At 64.4% G+C, this 17,804-nt stretch carries 18 protein-coding genes, 1 tRNA gene and 1 pseudogene; 5 read left to right on the top strand and 15 right to left on the bottom strand.

The window, feature by feature from the left end; translation table 11 throughout:
* Nucleotides 1–191: 191 nt before the first annotated feature.
* The 6 genes and pseudogenes from ACX80C_RS13075 to ACX80C_RS13100 form a co-directional block, all read right to left on the bottom strand.
* Nucleotides 192–845: an MOSC domain-containing protein gene (locus ACX80C_RS13075; protein WP_459326891.1), complete on the bottom strand. Its 654-nt coding sequence runs from the start codon at nt 843–845 to the stop codon at nt 192–194.
* A 9-nt stretch (nt 846–854) separates the two neighbouring features.
* The gene (locus ACX80C_RS13080) at nt 855–1,529 is read right to left on the bottom strand and encodes a response regulator (RefSeq protein ID WP_459326892.1); all 675 of its coding nucleotides are present in this window, start codon (nt 1,527–1,529) and stop codon (nt 855–857) included.
* Complete coding sequence (locus tag ACX80C_RS13085) at nt 1,526–2,989, bottom strand: sensor histidine kinase (protein WP_459326893.1); 1,464 nt, start codon at nt 2,987–2,989, stop codon at nt 1,526–1,528. Before ACX80C_RS13085 ends, ACX80C_RS13080 begins: the two co-directional genes overlap by 4 nt.
* 29 nt (nt 2,990–3,018) lie before the next feature.
* Nucleotides 3,019–3,717, bottom strand: a complete 699-nt coding sequence (locus ACX80C_RS13090; protein ID WP_459326894.1) for a potassium channel family protein — start codon at nt 3,715–3,717, stop codon at nt 3,019–3,021.
* Complete coding sequence (locus tag ACX80C_RS13095; protein ID WP_459326911.1) at nt 3,710–4,978, bottom strand: TrkH family potassium uptake protein; 1,269 nt, start codon at nt 4,976–4,978, stop codon at nt 3,710–3,712. Before ACX80C_RS13095 ends, ACX80C_RS13090 begins: the two co-directional genes overlap by 8 nt.
* A 290-nt stretch (nt 4,979–5,268) precedes the next feature.
* Nucleotides 5,269–6,017: pseudogene (locus ACX80C_RS13100) on the bottom strand (SDR family oxidoreductase).
* Between the two features lie 65 nt (nt 6,018–6,082).
* Between ACX80C_RS13100 and ACX80C_RS13105 the strand changes: the two are divergent.
* Both ACX80C_RS13105 and ACX80C_RS13110 read left to right on the top strand, forming a co-directional pair.
* On the top strand, nt 6,083–7,258 hold the full coding sequence (locus ACX80C_RS13105) for an amidohydrolase (RefSeq protein WP_459326895.1): 1,176 nt from the start codon (nt 6,083–6,085) through the stop codon (nt 7,256–7,258).
* Between the two features lie 2 nt (nt 7,259–7,260).
* Nucleotides 7,261–7,713, top strand: coding sequence for a hypothetical protein (locus tag ACX80C_RS13110; RefSeq protein ID WP_459326896.1), 453 nt, complete (start codon nt 7,261–7,263; stop codon nt 7,711–7,713).
* Nucleotides 7,714–7,730: 17 nt separating this feature from the next.
* Here ACX80C_RS13110 and ACX80C_RS13115 read toward each other — a convergent pair whose 3' ends face one another.
* From ACX80C_RS13115 to ACX80C_RS13125, 3 genes are all read right to left on the bottom strand, one after another.
* Nucleotides 7,731–8,879, bottom strand: a complete 1,149-nt coding sequence (locus ACX80C_RS13115; protein WP_459326897.1) for a cystathionine gamma-synthase — start codon at nt 8,877–8,879, stop codon at nt 7,731–7,733.
* Between the two features lie 13 nt (nt 8,880–8,892).
* Nucleotides 8,893–10,269, bottom strand: coding sequence for a cystathionine beta-synthase (locus tag ACX80C_RS13120; protein WP_459326898.1), 1,377 nt, complete (start codon nt 10,267–10,269; stop codon nt 8,893–8,895).
* Nucleotides 10,270–10,336: 67 nt separating this feature from the next.
* Entirely contained in the window at nt 10,337–10,867 is a 531-nt protein-coding gene (locus ACX80C_RS13125) for a hypothetical protein (RefSeq protein ID WP_459326899.1), read from the bottom strand.
* A gap of 52 nt (nt 10,868–10,919) precedes the next feature.
* Between ACX80C_RS13125 and ACX80C_RS13130 the strand changes: the two genes are divergently transcribed.
* Nucleotides 10,920–11,873, top strand: coding sequence for a DNA-3-methyladenine glycosylase family protein (locus tag ACX80C_RS13130; RefSeq protein ID WP_459326900.1), 954 nt, complete (start codon nt 10,920–10,922; stop codon nt 11,871–11,873).
* 71 nt (nt 11,874–11,944) lie between these two features.
* On the opposite strand, the gene trxA is transcribed toward ACX80C_RS13130, so the two are convergent.
* From trxA to ACX80C_RS13145, 3 genes are all read right to left on the bottom strand, one after another.
* Nucleotides 11,945–12,355 (bottom strand): thioredoxin, encoded by a 411-nt coding sequence (gene trxA / locus ACX80C_RS13135; RefSeq protein ID WP_459326901.1) that lies wholly within the window; start codon nt 12,353–12,355, stop codon nt 11,945–11,947.
* 268 nt (nt 12,356–12,623) lie between these two features.
* A tRNA-Tyr gene (locus tag ACX80C_RS13140) sits at nt 12,624–12,705 on the bottom strand.
* Nucleotides 12,706–12,808: 103 nt separating this feature from the next.
* Nucleotides 12,809–13,084: a hypothetical protein gene (locus ACX80C_RS13145; protein WP_459326902.1), complete on the bottom strand. Its 276-nt coding sequence runs from the start codon at nt 13,082–13,084 to the stop codon at nt 12,809–12,811.
* A 119-nt stretch (nt 13,085–13,203) separates the two neighbouring features.
* Between ACX80C_RS13145 and ACX80C_RS13150 the strand changes: the two genes are divergently transcribed.
* Nucleotides 13,204–13,695: a YajQ family cyclic di-GMP-binding protein gene (locus ACX80C_RS13150; RefSeq protein ID WP_459326903.1), complete on the top strand. Its 492-nt coding sequence runs from the start codon at nt 13,204–13,206 to the stop codon at nt 13,693–13,695.
* 150 nt (nt 13,696–13,845) lie between these two features.
* Here the strand turns inward: ACX80C_RS13150 and htpX are convergent, their stop codons facing one another.
* The 3 genes from htpX to ACX80C_RS13165 form a co-directional block, all read right to left on the bottom strand.
* Complete coding sequence (htpX, locus tag ACX80C_RS13155) at nt 13,846–14,724, bottom strand: zinc metalloprotease HtpX (RefSeq protein WP_459326904.1); 879 nt, start codon at nt 14,722–14,724, stop codon at nt 13,846–13,848.
* A 64-nt stretch (nt 14,725–14,788) separates the two neighbouring features.
* Complete coding sequence (locus ACX80C_RS13160) at nt 14,789–15,436, bottom strand: 4a-hydroxytetrahydrobiopterin dehydratase (RefSeq protein WP_459326905.1); 648 nt, start codon at nt 15,434–15,436, stop codon at nt 14,789–14,791.
* Nucleotides 15,437–15,468: 32 nt separating this feature from the next.
* Nucleotides 15,469–16,740 carry an MFS transporter gene (locus tag ACX80C_RS13165; RefSeq protein WP_459326906.1) on the bottom strand — a complete coding sequence of 424 codons (1,272 nt, stop codon included), beginning with the start codon at nt 16,738–16,740 and terminating at the stop codon, nt 15,469–15,471.
* Between the two features lie 107 nt (nt 16,741–16,847).
* On the opposite strand from ACX80C_RS13165, the gene ACX80C_RS13170 reads away from it, so the two are divergent.
* Nucleotides 16,848–17,588, top strand: a complete 741-nt coding sequence (locus ACX80C_RS13170) for an MBL fold metallo-hydrolase (RefSeq protein ID WP_459326907.1) — start codon at nt 16,848–16,850, stop codon at nt 17,586–17,588.
* Nucleotides 17,589–17,804 lie beyond the last annotated feature (216 nt).

The raw sequence follows: 17,804 nt of genomic DNA on the forward strand, positions 1-17,804 counted from the left end.
AACCAATCCATGCCGCTTCAGGGCAGGAATCAAGGGAAAACCGGTGTGGGGGATGTTTCCAGTGTACAGTACGCGCCTGCAGTGCTTCACCGAAGCCGACCCAGGGTCGGCGTGAGGCTGCGCACAGTCATCGATTCAGCAGGACACGCCGATTCAGCCGCCCTATTCGCGGCGTGTCCTGCCTGTTCGATTCAGGGCGTGGGCGCCGGGACTTGCCGTGCCCGCGCGAGGACCTTCCGGACGTCGGGGGTGAGCTGCGCGCCGTCGTCGTCGGCGGCTTGAAGCCGGTCCGCCTGCTCAGGCGAGAGGCCGGCGAAAAGTTGGCCGACGGTCACGCCGTGCCCGGGCCGGGATTCGACGACGACGGCGTCCCCCGCCTCGATCTGCCCGCCCTTCACGACCCGGAGGTACGTGCCGATCCGCCCCTCGGCCGCGAAACGCTTCACCCAGTTGGGTTCACCGAGGTAGCGGGCGAAGTTCACGCAGGGAGTGCGCGGCTCGGTCACTTCGAGGATAACCTCACCGATCCGCCAGCGCTCACCGATAACGGCATGGGTGGCCTCGAGGCCGTCAACGCGCAGGTTCTCGCCGAACTTGCCCGGCACCATGTCGCGGCCGAGCTCCGCTGACCAGAAATCCGCGTCAGCCTGGGAGTAGGCGTAGAGCGCTTTTGTTGGCCCACCGTGGTGCTTCCGGCTGGCCTGGATGTCACCGGTCAGCCCGAGAGGATGCACCTTCACAGGGCCCTCCGCGGCGCGCTTGTCGATCGCCGTAAGACCCGTGGAATCCTTCGTGGGCAGCAGCGCATGGACACGGCATACGGCCAGCAGAACACCAGTTGTCATAGGTACAGACTAAGGCTCGAACCGGTACCCCATTCCGCTCTCGGTAATGAAGTGCCGCGGCCGTGCGGGGTCCGGCTCAAGCTTGCCGCGCACCTGGTTCAGGTAGACCCGCAGGTACTGCAGCTCCTTCGCGTACGCCGGACCCCAGACGTCCATCAGAAGCTGCTTCTGGGAAATGAGTTTGCCTGGGTTGCGCACCAACAGCTCGACTATCCTCCACTCCGTCGGAGTCAGCCGCACGTCCGCGCCGTCGCGCACGGCCCTGCGGGCCGCGAGGTCGAGCATGAAGCTTCCCGTCTCCACGGTGGGAACTTCAGGAACGACGACGGCGCGTCGCCCGGCCGCGCGCAGCCTCGCCAGCAGCTCGTCCAGCCCGAAGGGTTTGGTCACGTAATCATCAGCGCCGGCGTCCAGCGCCTCGACCTTGTCCTCTGATCCGTGCCGTGCGGAAAGCACGATGATGGGCACCTGCGTCCAGTTGCGAAGCGACCTGATGACGTCCACCCCGTCGAGATCCGGCAGGCCTAGGTCCAGCACCACCAGGTCCGGCCGGTGTTCACTCGCTGCGGCGAGCGCGGACTGTCCATCAGGAGCCGGGATAGGCCGGTAGCCGTGAGCACGGAGGTTGATGTGCAGCGCCCGAAGGAGCTGGGGCTCGTCGTCGACAATCAGGACCGTCGTCATGCCGCAACGCCCGTGGACAGGGGCATCCGCAGCACCATGGTGAGGCCGCCGCCGGGCGTCGGTTCGGCGGTCAGCTCGCCTCCCATGACCTCGGTGAATCCGCGCGCGACGGCCAGTCCCAGCCCCACGCCGGTACCCGCCGCTGCGTCCCCCAACCGTTGGAAGGGTTGGAACATCCGGGTGAGAGAAGCTGAATCGATCCCAACGCCGTGGTCGCTGATCCGCAACTCGCTCGCCGGGACGCCGCGCACTGTGCCGGAAACGGCGCCGTCGATCACGATGTCACCCTCGCCGCCATACTTGTCCGCGTTCTCCGCGATGTTCGCGATGACCCGTTCGAGCATCCCGTAGTCGGCTTCGACCGGCGGCATGTTCGCGGGCAGCTCCACGCGGATACGGCCCGGCGGCGATCCCTGCAGCGCAGCGGAGACGACCTCCGTCCAATACACCGGCCCGATGTGCGGAGTCACCGCCTCGCCGGTCAACCGGGACATGTCCAGCAGGTTGTCGATGAGCGATTCCAGCCGGTCAGAGTAATTTTCGATGGTCGCCAGCAACTCTGCCTCCTCTTCCGGCGTGAACCGGATGCCCTCCTGACGGAGACTGCTGACGGCAAGCTTGATCCCCGTCAGTGGTGTGCGCAAATCATGGGATACAGCGCGCAGGATGGCCGTGCGCATGACGTTGCCCTCGGCCAGCCGCCGGTTCTCCTCCGTGCTCGCGACCAGCTCCTGCCGCTGGCGCATCGCTGCGAACTGGGATCCGAACGCTCCGAGCAGCCGCTGTTCCCTGGTGGACAGGACGCGTCCGTACAGCGCGAGCCGGTATCCGCCGTCGATATCCGTTGCAGCGTCTGCGCGGTCCAGGTGTTGCCTGCCCGACGACGACGGCGTCCCCGTCTTCGCCACCACGTCCCACTGGAGTGCCCCTGCCCGGGCGGGGCGCGCGCCGTCGTCGTCGTTTGTTTCTCGGAACAGCGCCGCCGTTCGCATACCGAAGTGGTTCCGGACGTGCTCGAGGAAACCCTTCAGGGAATCCTCGGCGGCCAGGACTCCGCGCGCAAGCTCGCCGAGCGTCGCCGCCTCCGCGGATGCGAGTGCCGCTTCCTGCGAGCGCCGCGCAGCGAGTCCGACCACCAGCGACACCGGGACAGCAACGCCTATGAAGATGACGAGAGTCAGGAGGTTCTCGGGGTCCGCGATCTCGAGGGATCCGACCGGTTCAGTTGAGTAGTAGTTGAGGATCAGGCTGCTCCACAGCGCTGCGAGGAGCGCCGGCCACAGCCCACCGACCAGCGCCACCGCTACAACTGCGGCCAGCTGCAGCAGAACCTCGACGGCCAGGAAGTCGTTCCCCGCCGGCATCATGAGGAGTTCGAGCAGGGGCGGCAGGATCACAGCGAGGACAAAGCCGACGGTAGTCCTCGCCTTCCCCAGCCCTACCGTCCCCTGTATGCGCATGGCTGCATTCTGTCAGAGCCTGTCCCTCCTCAGAGGATGGCGCTGAACTTCTCTGCTTTGGAGGTGGGACCGGCGACGATGATTTCATCGTCGCTGTAGAGGGTGGTGCCTGCGGTCGTGTAGTCCCAGCACTCTCCCTGCCGCTTCACCGCCACCACGGTCACCCCGTACTTCCTCCGCAGCCCGCTCGAGCCAAGTTCCTGGTTCCAGAACTCCTTCGGCGGGCGGGTCTTCACCATCGCGAAGTTATCCTCGAACTCCACGTAGTCCAGCATGCTGCCGCGCACCAGGTGCGCTACCCGTTTGCCCATATCGTGTTCAGGCCGGATGACATGGGAAACACCCAACTGCTCGAGGATGCGTGCGTGCGCCTCGCTGACTGCCTTGGCCCAGATGATCATGTTCTCGAACCGCAGCAGCAGTGACGTGGTCAGGATGCTGGCCTCGAGGTCGCTGCCGATTCCGACGACAACCCGGTCGAAGTCGGGCAGCGAGAGTTGGCGGAGTGCTTCTTCCTTGGTGGTGTCCGCCTTCACCACGTGGGTGAGCCTGCCGTTGAAGGACTGCACGACGTCCTCACTCGCGTCAATGCCGAGCACCTCAGTACCGGACTCCTCCAGCTCAAGGGCAAGGGCACCACCGAACCGGCCGAGGCCCAGCACCGCGACGGAGTCCGCCTGCGCGGTTTGCTCGACGGATCTCATGGTGAACAAACGGGACTTAGCCAATGAGGGGCCTTTCCTTGGGGTATTCGTACATGACCGGACGTGACCGGAGGGCAAGCGCGGAGGCGAGGGTGATGGGGCCAAGCCTGCCGATGAACATGACCGCGATCAGGAGCAGCTGGCCCGCCGGAGGCAACTGCGCCGTGATGCCCGTGGACAGGCCGACCGTGCCAAAAGCTGAGACGACTTCGAACAACAGGCGGTCGAGGCCGAAGTCGGTGATCAGCATCAGGAACATCGTGGACAGCACCACCAGGGCTGTGGCGAGCAACACGATGGTGATGGCCTGCCGGTGAACTGCGCGCGAGAGGCGCTTGCCGAAAATGTTCACCGCGACACCGCCGCGGATCTCGGTGTAGAGGATGAAGAAGAGCACGGCGAACGTAGTGATCTTAAGTCCGCCTGCGGTACCGGCGGGACCTCCGCCGATGAACATCAGGGCGTCCATCGCAAGCCAGGTCACGGGGTGGAGGGCAGCGAAATCAACACTGTTGAAGCCGGCCGTGCGGGTCATGGTCGACTGGAAGAAGCCGGCGAGGATCTTGTCCTGGGGCTCCAGCGGACCAAGCGTGCCGGGGTTGGTCCATTCCACGGCGGTGATGAAGATCCCGCCACACACCAGCAGCACGGCCGTCCCGCTGAGAACCAGCTTGGTATTCATGCTCCAGTGCAGCGGTCGCCGGAACTCCCTGCGCAGCTCGAACAGGACCGGAAACCCGAGTCCGCCCAGAATGACCGCCGATGCGATGGGAATGCAGATGAAGGGGTCCGTGACGAACTGCATGAGGCTGTCGCTGTAGAGAGCGAATCCGGCGTTGTTGAACGCGGAGATCGAATGAAAGACCCCCAGCCAGAGGGCTTCCGCGGGCCCCGCCCCGTAGTGCAGCATGAACCTGAACATGAGGACGACTGCTACAAGGCCCTCAACGATGAGACTGGTTCGGAGGACGCCGAGGAGAACGCGGCGGACATCGCCGAAACCGCTCTTGGTTTCTGCCGCGACGGAAATGCGTGACTTCAAGCCCACCTTACGTGCCAGCAGAATGCCGAGTAGCGATGCGAAGGACATGATGCCGAAGCCGCCCACCTGGATGAGGGCCAGAATCACAGTGTGCCCGAATCCGGTCCAGTACACCGGCGTGTCCACCACAATCAGGCCGGTGACGCAGACTGCAGACGTCGCAGTGAACAACGCTTCCAATAGGGAGGCGCCGCCTGGTCCCACCTTCGCCAGCGGCAGCATGAGCAGCAGTGTGCCCACCATGATCGCCAGCCCGAACCCGAGCACCACGAACTGCGCCGGATGACGAGGTGCGAGGACCCGCCGTACCCGGCTCAGAATGGGGGGGATTGACTCATGCACAACCCTGGACGGCCTGGCGAGCAGCGCAGTGGCTGTCCCGGATAGGTTCACGGCTTGGCATCTCCCATGGTGTTCCCCACTCGTTCCGTGGGCTCACACTATTGAAGCGCCGCGTCGGGCTGACGCAGACCGTCTTTACGCGTTCTTAACGGGTGTTCTTGATAACAGGATCCGCGCGCGGGCGAATGCCTCTACGCCGCGGAGAACCCGCCGTCGGCCTTGATGAGCTGACCGCTGACCCAGCGCCCGGCGTCGGACAGGAGGAAAGCGACGACGCCGGCGACGTCCGCCGGCGTCCCCAGGCGGCCGGTCGGTTGTCTTTGCTGGACGGCATCCCGGATTTCCTCAGTCATCCAGCCCGTATCCACCGGGCCGGGGTTGAGGGCGTTCGAGCTGATTTTCCGGTCGCCGAGTTCGTAGGCTGCAGCGATGGCAATACGGTCCAGCGCGCCCTTCGACGCACCGTACGGAAGGGTGCACGGTCGCTGGTCAGCGCGACGATCGCGCCGCCGTCGTCCGGGGTCTGCAATGAGAAGGCGCGGATGAGCTGCCACGATGCGCGCACATTGACCGCGAAGTGACGGTCGAAGCTTTCCAGCGTCGTGTCCAGGATGCTCGAGTCGACGCTTTCCGTGTGGCTGAGAACGAGCCCGGTCAGCGGCCCGAGGCGATCCGTGGCCTGTTCAATTAGGCGATCGGCTGCAGCGGGATCTTCAAGATCAGCCGGCAGGCTCACTACCATCGAGCCGCCTCGCTCGAGTTCCTCCGCCAGGGCGTGGATTTCCTCCGCTCCGGACGATGCCTGGTTCACCCGCCGGTCATACGGATGCCAATAGCTCAATGCCAGATCCCAGCCCTCAGCGGCCAGGACCCGTGCGATTCCGGCCCCGATGCCCACCGAACGGCCTACTCCCGTGACAAGCACGTTTCTTTGTGACATCGCAACAGTGTAGGCAGACGGTAAGTTGGAGTGTGACCCCCACCACCGGCGAAAGGTCCACACCCATGACTGTCACAGCAATCACCAATGCTCACGTCGTGCCCATCGATGGCGTTCCCTTCGACGGAACGGTCGTAATCGAGAACGGCAAGATCGCAGCGCTCGGCGCCGATGTACGGCTACCGGAGGGTGCCGACGTCGTCGATGCCGGCGGCAAATGGCTGCTGCCAGGCTTCGTGGACGCCCACGTCCACCTCGGTACGCACGAGGAAGGCGAGGGCTCGGCGGGTGATGACACCAACGAGATGACCGACCCCGTGACTGCCGGCGTACGCGCCCTGGACGCCGTCAACCCGTATGACCCCGGCTTCGACGACGCCCTTGCCGGCGGCGTGACCGCGGTGAACGTCAATCCTGGCTCCGGCAATCCGATCGGCGGGCTGGCCGTCGCCATCCACACTCACGGCCGCTACATCGAAGAGATGGTGCTTCGCTCCCCCAGCGGCCTGAAGTCGGCACTCGGCGAAAACCCTAAGCGGGTCTATGGCGAGAAGAAGCAGACGCCGTCCACCCGCCTGGGCACCGCGATGGTGATCCGCAAGGCCTTTATGGACGCGCAGAATTACATGGGCAAAGCGGATGAGAACGGCCGCGATCCGAAGCTCGAGGCACTGGCAATGGTGCTTCGCCGCGAGATTCCATGGCGCCAGCATGCGCACCGCGCCGACGACATCGCCACCGCCCTACGCATCGCCGACGAGTTCGGTTACGAGCTGGTCCTCGACCACGGAACCGAAGCGCACCTGCTCGCGGACGTGCTGGCCGAACGCGGTATCCCCGTGCTGATCGGACCGCTGTTCACCACGAAGTCGAAGGTGGAGTTGCGCGGCCGCTCACTCGCGAACCCGGGGAAGCTCGCCAAAGCCGGCGTCGAAATCTCCATCATCACCGACCACCCGGTCATCCCGATCAACTTCCTGGTGCACCAGGCCACGCTGTCCGTGAAGGAGGGCCTGGACCCCGTCACGGCGCTGCGCTCCATCACGCTCAACCCCGCGAAGGTGCTCGGGCTGGCCGACCGCATCGGTTCCCTGGCACCCGGCAAGGACGCCGACGTCGTACTGTGGAGCGGTGACCCGCTGGATGTCATGCAGCGAGCGCTGAAGGTCTGGATCGGCGGCAAAGAGGTCTACCACTACGACGACGACGCCCGCACCGGCGTTGTGGCACCCCGAGGATAACCATGGCACGCAAGCCCCGCCCAACACTGCCCCCACGGCCGCTGACCATCAGGGTCGCCATCGCCATGTGGGCGCTCGTGAGTGTCCTGTTCCTGATCGCCGCGGTTTCGTTCCTCGTATCCGCGACGCTTCAGGAGATTGACCGGGCGGGGCTGATCGGCCTCGGCATACTGATGGCAGGCATCGCCGTCATCCAGCTGGTGCTGGTGCTCGGGCTTATGCGCGGCAGGCGCGGCGCCCGTGAGCTGCTGACAACCATCGGGTTCATTGTGGGCGTCCCGATCATCGTGCGCAGGACGCCCGGCCTTTCGGTGATCTGCGTGGTCATGCTCCTCAGCATTGTGCTGATGTGGCTACCAACCTCGAGCGCCTGGTTCCAGAAGATCCACCCGAAGCCGCAGAACAAGTGGGTGCGGTTGGCGAGCCGCACGGCGTCACCGTTCCGTAAGAAATAGCGTTTCGGAAAAGCGACTCAGAGCCTCGCGAAAGCCTTCTCCAGGTCCGCAATGAGGTCGTTGACGTCCTCGATACCAACCGACAGGCGGACCAGGTTCTCCGGAACCGCGAGTTCGGTTCCCTTGACCGAGGCGTGGGTCATCTCCGACGGGTAGTTCATCAGCGATTCGATACCGCCCAGGGACTCCGCCAGTGTGAAGAGCTCAGTGTTCTCCGCAACGGTGCGCGCAGCCTGTTCGCCACCCTTGAAGGACACCGAGATCATGCCGCCGAAGTCCCGCATCTGGCGGGCGGCGAGCTCGTGGCCGGGGTGGTCCTGAAGGCCCGGGTAGTACACGCGTTCCACTTCGTCCCTCTGAACGAGCCACTGGGCGATCGCCAGTGCGTTGGAGCTGTGCCGGTCCATGCGCACACCGAGCGTCTTCAGCCCGCGCGTGGTCAGCCACGCTTCCATCGGCGCCGAAACCGCACCGACTGCGAACTGGATGAAGCCCACCTTCTCAGCCATGCCGGCGTTGTTCAGGATCACCGCACCGCCGCTCGCGTCCGAATGCCCGCCGATGTATTTAGTGGTGGAATGCACGACGACGTCGGCCCCCAGGCTGAGCGGCTGCTGCAAGTAAGGCGTGGCGAAAGTGTTGTCCACAACCAGCAGGGCGCCCGCCTTCTTTGCAATTCCCGCGATGGCTTCGATGTCGGTGATCTTCATCATCGGATTCGACGGCGTTTCCACCCACACCATGCGGGTATTGCCCGAGGTAACTGCGCGTTCGACGGCGTCGAGGTCGGCCATGTCCACGGCCGCGTTGGTGATGCCCCAGTCCGCCAGCACGCGGTTGATCAGACGGTACGTGCCGCCATAGGCATCGTTGCCCAACACGATGTGGTCACCCGGCTTCAGCAGCGCCCGGATCAGGGCGTCCTCGGCCGCCAGGCCGGAGGAGAAACTGAACGCGTGCTCCCCGCCTTCGAGCGCGGCGAGCTGTTCCTGGAGGGAATCGCGGGTGGGATTGGTGCCTCGCCCGTACTCGTAGCCGTTCCGGAGCTTTCCGATGCCGTCCTGGGCGAACGTCGTGGTCTGGTACAGCGGCGGTATGACGGCGCCGGTAGTGGGGGCGGGGGTCTGCCCGGCGTGGATCGCCCGGGTGTTGAAGCCATTTGGCATGTGAATCTCCTTCTTAGCTGCTCAGGTACGTCAGCAGGTCCTGGCGCGTGAGTATTCCCACCGGTGCCCCGACGAACGTGACCATCAGTGTGTCGCTGCCCTGTAGGCGTTCGCGGGCAGTTGCCACGGATTCCAGCGAACCGATCAGCGGCAGCTTGTCATCCATGTGCTGGGAAATCTTGTCGGTCAGCTTTGCGGTGCCGTGGAAGATCTTCTCCGTCAGCAACCGCTCATCCACCGAGCCGAGGACCTCGCCCATCACCACGGGCGGCTCCTGCGAGAGCACCGGGATGTTGGAGACGCCGAACTCGTTCATGATGGCGATGACGTCCCGCACGGTCTCATTCGGGTGGGTGTGGACGAGGTCCGGCAGGGCGCCGTTCTTGGAGCGGAGCACCTCCCCCACTGTTGCCTCGTCACCGCTGTCCATGAAGCCGTAGGACTTCATCCAGTCGTCGTTGAAGATTTTGCCCAGATAGCCGCGGCCGCTGTCGGGCAGAAGGACGACGACGACGTCGTCCTCGCCCAGATCCTTCGCCGCGCGCAGAGCCGCGACCACAGCCATCCCGGAGGAGCCGCCCACCAGGAGGCCCTCCTCACGGGCGAGCCTGCGCGTCATGGCGAAGCTTTCGGCGTCGTTCACGGGGATGATCTCGTCCGGAACCTCGGGATCATAGGCGTCAGGCCACATGTCCTCACCCACGCCCTCGACGAAGTACGGGCGCCCGCTTCCGCCCGAGTAGACGGAGCCCTCCGGGTCCGCGCCGATGATGCGCACCGGACCGGCCTCCCGGTCCTTCGAGACGTCCTTGAGGTAGCGGCCTGTACCGCTGATGGTGCCGCCGGTTCCGACGCCGGCGACGAAGTGGGTAATCTGCCCGTCGGTGTCGCGCCAGATTTCAGGGCCGGTGCTCTCATAGTGGCTGAGCGGGCCGTTGGGGTTGGAAAACTGGTCTGGCTTGAACGCGCCGGGGATTTCGCGCGTCAGCCGGTCCGAAACGCCGTAGTAGGACTGCGGGCTGTCGGGAGCCACTGCCGTTGGCGTCACAACCACTTCCGCACCATACGCGGCCAGAACATTGCGTTTGTCCACACCCACCTTGTCCGGGACCACGAAGATGCACTTGTACCCGCGCTGCTGGGCAACCAGCGCCAGCCCGACGCCGGTGTTGCCGGACGTAGGCTCGATGATGGTTCCGCCGGGCTTCAGCTTGCCTTCCCTTTCCGCGGCGTCGATGATCTTGACGGCAATGCGGTCCTTCACGGAACCGCCGGGGCTCACGTACTCCACCTTTACGAGGACCGTTGCTTTGAGGCCTCCCGTCACCTGGTTCAGCTTGATGAGCGGGGTGTTACCGATTAGATCCACGACGGAGTTGGCGAACTTCATGGTTAACAAGTTACCGCGAGGTACTGACACTCCCGGACGGCGTCAATCTCGTGGTTCCCGGCGGAGCCTATGCTTCCCCGCGGAGGCGCGCGATGTGCTGGCGCTGTAGATGCAGGTACGGTTCGATGTCGGTGATGGTTTCCAGTTGGATGTCCGCCATTTCGGTGTTGGAGCCCGCCAGCGCCAGGTTGAAAGTGCGCCCTGTCCCGAAGGCGTACCAGCCGCCGTCGTCGGTCCACAGGTTCAGTTCAAGCGGCACGCCGTCCAGGCTGACCGTGGCTTTGGAATCCGCGCGCGGGAGCGGTGCGCGCCTTCGCTTCATCATGTGCGCGGGTTCGCGCATCATCCACAGTGTCTGTGCCAGCAACTCAGCGTTGTCCCGCGTAGTGCGCACCTCAAGATAGGGGCTGCCTGTCGGATCACCGTGGACGATCGCGGTGTTGGGAGGGTCAACCTGCCAATTCCCGAAGCTCACCGGCCCGTGCCAATCTTTGAGCGTGACCGCGGGCAACTCTTCGCAGGTCTTTCTGATGTGCTGTTCCATCTCGTCGATCATCATCCAGAATTCTGACGGTGAGAGTTGCCCTTCGAGGTTCATAGGGCCAGCGTAGGCGGCTTTAGTGTCCGAGGTACATGGCACGATTGATTGCATGACTGTTACTGCTTCCACCTCGGCCGCGATGTCGGCTGTGTGGGAAGTTGATGGGCCGTACACGCTCCTCTCTACCGTCGGCCCGTTGCAGTGCGGTCCGCAGGATCCTACGGTCGTCTTTTCCGACGGCGCGGTGTGGTTGGCTTTCCGGAACGACGACGGCGCCGCCACCCTCCGGCTGACGCAACGGGGTTCGCTGCGGTCATCTTCGGTGCACGCGACGGCGTGGGGGCAGGGTGCTTCCCTTGCCCTGGATTCGGTACCGCGTCTGGTGGGGCTGGCGGATGACTGGAGCGCTTTCGATGCTCTCGGAGACTCGTTGCCCGAGCTCGCCCAAAAGGGGCGCTATCTCCACCCCGGGCTTAGGTTGCCTTCGACGGGAAGAATGCTCGACGCCGTCGTCCGCGTGATCCTTGAGCAGAAGGTCACCGGGCTGGAGGCGAAGCGGGCGTGGCGGTACCTGGTGTCCCGGTTCGGTTCCCCTGCGCCCGACGCACCAGGCGCTCCTCTTCTTTGCCTGCCGCCGACCGCCGGGCAGTGGCGGCGGGTTCCGTCCTGGGAGTGGCACCGGGCGGGCGTTGATGCAAAGCGGTCTGCTGCGGCGTTGCGTGCGGCCGGTGTTGCGTCGTCGCTCGAGCGGTTGGCTGGACAGGATTCTGCTGGGGTTCGCGCCGGACTATGCTCGATTCCCGGGATCGGCGTATGGACGGCCGCCGAGGTGCGGCAGCGCACCCACGGTTGCCCGGATTCCATTTCGGTGGGCGACTTTCATCTGGCCGCGTTTGTTGGTGCGGCTCTGACCGGGCGGCGAACCGACGACGCCGGGATGCTCGAGCTGCTTTCCCCCTGGGCCGGGCAGCGCCAGCGGGTGGTCCGGATGCTGTACGCGAGCGGGTTCCGGAAGCAGGCGTATGGGCCGCGGCTCTCGCCGGAGGATCACCGGCGGCGGTAGGGACGCTTAACGCACGAAGGCTCCGACTCCCGTTGAGCACGGGGAGCCGGAGCCTTCGCGTTGAAGCTTTGTTAGGCGGGGTTCTGCCCGTCCTGAGCCGGCGCGCCACCGGCCTGAGCCTTGGCCTGCTGCTCAGCTACCTGGGCGTGAACTTCGTTCATGTCCAGCGCCTTCACGGCGTCCACCAGCTCCGTGAACTGGTTATTGTTCAGCGCACCCGGCTGCGAGAAGACCAGGACCTTCTCGCGGAAAGCCATCAGGGTGGGGATCGAGGTGATGCCTGCTGCCGCGGCGAGCGACTGCTCGGCTTCGGTGTCCACCTTGGCGAAGGTGACGTCGTCGTGCTGCTGGGACACGGCGTCGTACACGGGAGCAAACTGCTTGCACGGGCCACACCATTCCGCCCAGAAATCGACGAACACAATGTCGTTCGTCTCAATGGTCTCGGGGAAGGTTGCCTCGGTGATTTCAATAGTTGCCATACCTTCACGCTAACGAGAATCGGCGCCGATGTCGCGTCCTGTTCGCTCTGCGCGAGGTTGGTTGGTACAACTCTGGGACCGCGGTCCGGCAGTTTCCAATGCACCGAAGCGGCGATTCCGTTGCCTCAGTGCGGACGAGGCAGCTTCGAACCGGCGATCCTGCGGTAAGTCAACGGATCCGTTGCTAAGGCGCAACGCACAACGGGTTCGGGAAAGCGAAAGGCCCGTACTCCCCCGGATATCCGGGAAGTACGGGCCTTCGTGGCGGTGGCAGATGAGGGATTCGAACCCCCGTAGGCTGTGCCAGCTGATTTACAGTCAGCCCCCTTTGGCCGCTCGGGTAATCTGCCGAACGTCTTCCAAGAAGACAACCTGCGAATCGCCGATCCGCAGGCAAAACAACTTTACAGAACATCCCGCCCAGAATCGAATCGCGCTCAGCGGCGCGGATTTCTAGCGCCCGGACGCCACCCGCCGCTCGATCTGCGCGTAGAAGCGCTGGGCCTGCTCGGTGGTGACCATCCCCATTCCGACGGCGTTCTTCAGTTCTGCACGGACACCCGCCAGGCGGTCGGCTGACGAAGGGTCCGATCCCTGCGGCCGCATGACAGTGGGCGACGCAGCGACCGATGGCGCCACCCCAACCCCGGTCAGTGATGCGGCCGCAATCAGCGACCCTGCCACTGCATTGCGAAGACGGATACGGTAGCTGCGGTGGTGCGCGGACAAGAATTCCTCCTGAGAACTGGCTTGAGCTCTTACAGTTTCATCCGCGAATGGGAGCGCCCTGTCCCGAAGCTGTGAATTAGGGTAGAAGCAGGAAAAACCCAATCCAGAAGGAGGCAACGATGGCCAGCGAATCCACATTCGACGTCGTTAGCAAGGTAGACAAGCAGGAAGTCGCCAACGCGCTGAATCAGGCACAGAAGGAAATCGCCCAGCGGTACGACTTCAAGGGCGTCGGCGCTGAGGTCGATTTCAGCGGGGACGAGAAAATCCTCATGAAGGCCAATTCCGAGGAACGCGTCCTCGCGGTCCTCGACGTGCTGCAGTCCAAGATGATCAAGCGCGGCATCTCCCTTAAGTCCCTCGACACCGGTGAGCCCTACGCCTCCGGCAAGGAGTTCCGCCTCGAAACCTCCATCAAGGAGGGCATTGCCCAGGACGTCGCCAAGAAGATCAACAAGCTCATCCGCGACGAGGCCCCCAAGGGCGTCAAATCGCAGATCCAGGGCGATGAGCTCCGGGTCAGCTCCAAGTCTCGTGATGACCTTCAGGCCACGATGGCCCTGCTGAAGAACTTCGACGAGGCTGATCTGCAGTTCGTCAACATGCGCTAGGGACTACACCCAACCGACGACGACGGCGACGCCCCCTTCCGAGGGAGCGTCGCCGTCGTCGTACTCGGGTGTTACACCATGTTGAGTGCTGAGATAATCAGGAAATAACGCCGTCAGAGTGCCATTATCTCAACACTCCGTGGCAGCGGGCTACCGGAGCTCGCGCCCCGCCATCCCTTCGAGGCGTGTGATGCGCTGCGCCATGGGCGGGTGGGACGCGAAAAGCTTCTGCATGCCCCCGCCCTTGAACGGGTTCGCGATCATCAGGTGCGAGGTGTTCACCAGCTGCTGGTTCTGCGGCAGCGGTGCCTGCTGGGTCCCGCGCTCGAGCTTGCGCAGTGCCGAGGCGAGGGCCAGCGGGTCGCCGGTGAGGCGGGCGCCGTCTTCATCGGCGTCGTACTCGCGGGTACGCCCGATTGCCATCTGAATCAAACCAGCGGCAATGGGCGCAAGAATTGCCAGCAGGATCGCCGCGATGGGGTTTCCACCCGAGTTGCGATTGCCGCCGAAAATCCCAATGAATGCGAACATCTGCGCCACTGACGTAATCACGCCGGCAACGGCCGCCGCAATGGACCCGGTGAGGATGTCGCGGTTGTAGACGTGCATCAGCTCGTGGCCGAGCACGCCACGCAGCTCCCGCTCATCCAGGATCCGGAGAATGCCCTGGGTGCAGCAGACAGCCGCGTTCTCGGGATTGCGGCCGGTGGCAAACGCGTTGGGCGCCATAGTCGGCGAAACGTAGAGGCGGGGCATCGGCTTTCCGGCCTTGGCGCTCAGTTCGCGGACAATGCGGTACATCGTCGGCGCCTGCTGCTCCGTGACGGGCACGGCCTTCATGCTTCGGATGGCGATCTTGTCGCTGTTCCAGTAGCTGTAGGCGATCGAGCCCACACCGATCAGCGCGAAGATCCAGATGAACGCCGAGCTCCGTGTCATGGACGCGATCACCGCGCCGAAGATAAGAAAGATTCCCATGAGGGAACCGAAAAGCAGGGCCGTCTTGGCCCCGTTGAAGTGGTTGTGCACCTGTGCTCCTTGTTGACTGACTACCCGTACAACGGGCCTGGGCAGCGCACTGTTCCGCGCGGGGTCAACGATCGAGCACGGTGCAGACACAAACCCGGTTGCCCTCGCCGTCGGCCAACACAACGAACGACGGCGCCTGCTCGGCATCCACGACGGTGCCCCCGGCTGCCACAGCCGCCTGGATGCGCTGCTCAGCGAGATCATGCGGCACCCAGAGGTCGATGTGGAACCGTTGGCGCGGCGTCTCGTGCGCGTCTGTGTGCTGGAACCAGAGCAACGGAACGCGTCCGTTCGGATCGGCGACGTCGTCACCCTGAACTGCGTCGGCATCGCCGGTCAGCAGGGCGGCCCAGAACGGGCCTGCTGCCGCCAGTTGGGCAGTGTCGAGGGCCAGTTCGAGTTGCGCCAGCGCCTCGGGCTTCGCCTCGATCTGCTGTTCCCGGGCGATGTCGCTGATGACGCGGGCAAGGTCAACGTCGCGTTCGGTCACGGCGGAAACGTCATGGCTGATGAGCTGTAGATCCACATACGGGTAGGTCAGTGTGACGTCGGGGTGGTGGTTGGCGGCTTCCGCAGCCTCGGCAACCGCCTCAACGAATCTCAAACCGGCCGAGAAATTGCCGGTGAGGAACCGCGCGTGCAGCCCTTGGGCGAGCTGGCGCCAATCGGTGAGGCCGGCGTCGAGCACTTGTTGTGAAGTTACCTGGGTCATTGGACCAGTATGTCCGGCGCCACCGACAGAAGCTACGGTTCGGGATTGCGCGAATCGTATTGGCCGAAGCGCGGCTGAAGACGGGCGAGGACCAGCACCAGCAGGATGCACAGGATTCCGCCAATCAGCGCCGTCCAGCCTTCCCCGATCCACTCCGCGGAGCCGCCGCCGAGTAGCTCGCCCACCTTTGGACCCCCGGCGACGACGACGATGAACACTCCCTGCAAGCGTCCCCGCATCGCGTCCGGGGTGGCCGATTGCAGGATAGTGCTGCGGAAGACGCCGCTGATCGAATCCGAGACGCCCGCCAGAAACATGCAGAAGGCCGCCGGAATAATCCACGCGGTCATGCCGCCGTCCGGCGAGGAGCCGGCCATGATGACAACGAACCCGAACCCGCTGACCGAGGCACCCCACGCCGCGACTGACCACTGAACCGCTTTGCCCTGCTTATGGATATGCCCAAGCGGACCGGAAAAGAGCCCCGACAGGACGGCACCCATGGCGGTCGCGGCCAGCAGGATGCCCACGGTGAGTTCGCCACCACCAATGAACACCGCACCAACGGCGGGAAGGAGCACGCGCGGTTGCGCCATGATCATCGCGACCAGGTCAATGATGAAGGTCATCCGGATATTCGGACGGGTCCCGAGATAACGGAAGCCCTCGACGACGGTGGCCAGTCCCGCGCGTCGCACCGGCCCCTCAGGCGGCATGCCCGGTAGACGGAACAGCGCCCACAACGCGGCGGTGAAGGTTACGACGTCGATTGTGTACGTCCAGCCGTAGCCCACCTGGGCGATGAGCAGGCCCGCGAGCATCGGCCCGACGGTGAAGGCAAGGCCGAAGGTGATCATCGACAGGGCGTTGGCAGCGGGCAGGAGTTCGGGCCGGACAAGCCGGGGAATGATGGCGGTGCGTGTGGGCTGGTTGATGCCCGCGAAACCGCTGTGTACGGCGATCAGGATGTAGAGCAGCCATACATTGTTGGCACCCATCCAGGCCTGCACGGCGATTCCGATAGTTGAGCCCCATAGCCCCAGTCCCGAAAGCAGTGCGACCTTCCGCCGGTCGTGTGCATCAGCGACGGCTCCGCCGTAGAGTCCGGCGAACACGAGTGGTATCAGCGCGAACAGTCCGATCAAGCCCACATTCAGGCTTGAACCGGTGATCTCATACACCTGAAGGCTGACGGCGACCAGCGTCAGGTTGGTGCCCACTGCGGACAACGCTGTCCCGAAGTACAGCCTGCGGAATGCCGGGCTCTCCTTCAGCGGCGTGATGTCGGCGAGGAGTTTAGGCACCGGCCAATTCTAGCCGTTACCTACGGCAACAAGCCGGGATGATCAGCCTGCTGACTTTCGCGTCGCGGACTACTAGGGTTGCAAGCATCCGAGGTGAAGGAACCGCCATGCTTACGTGTGAAGTTTCCGAAGGAATCCACTGGCTCGAGCACGCCCACGTCAATGTCTACTTCGTGGAGCAGGACGGCCGCGTGATGATTGTCGACGCCGGACTACCCGCCATCTGGCCGAAAATCCGGCGCGCGCTGCGGGAGCTGGGGTTCGAGAAATCGGTGGTTGCACTGGTGCTGACCCACGGCCACTTCGACCATCTGGGTGCCGCAGCGCGGATCCGGTCCCACTACCGGGTGCCGATCCTGGTCCATCCCGACGATGCCTACATCGCCGCCCATCCTTACCGCTACAAACATGAGTTGAACCGTGTTGCAGTCGTACTGCAGAATCCCCGGAGTCTCCCGATTATCGGCCGCATGAAGATGGCGGGCGCGCTGAACGTGCGTGGCGTTGCAGACACACTGCCCCTCTCCCCTGGCATCGCAACCAATCTGCCCGGCACCCCGGAGATCATCCACGTCCCGGGGCATACTGCCGGCCACATCGCGCTGCATTTCCCCGAGCGGCGCGCACTCATCTGCGGTGACGCACTGGTCACCCTCAATCCGTACACCGGTATCAAAGGTCCGCAGATTGTGTCCGGTGCAGCTACGGCAAACTCGCCCCAGGCGCTCGATTCGCTCGACCGGCTCTCCGCACTCCCCGCCGAGAAGGTGTTGACCGGTCATGGTGAGCCGTGGCTCTCAAGTCCGGCAGACGCCGTCGTAATCGCCAAGCGCATCGGCCCCAGCTAGGAACGAGGGGTACCCGGACGAGCGAAGCGAGTTCGGGGAAGTTCCGACGCGCTAGGAACGAGGGGTACCCGGGCGAGCGAAGCGAGTTCGGGGAAGTTCCGACGCGCTAGGAACGAGGGGTACCCGGACGAGCGAAGCGAGTTCGGGGAAGTTCCGACGCGCTAGGAACGAGGGGTACCCGGGCGAGCGAAGCGAGTTCGGGGAAGTTCCGACGCG

The organism is Arthrobacter tecti (assembly GCF_054511355.1).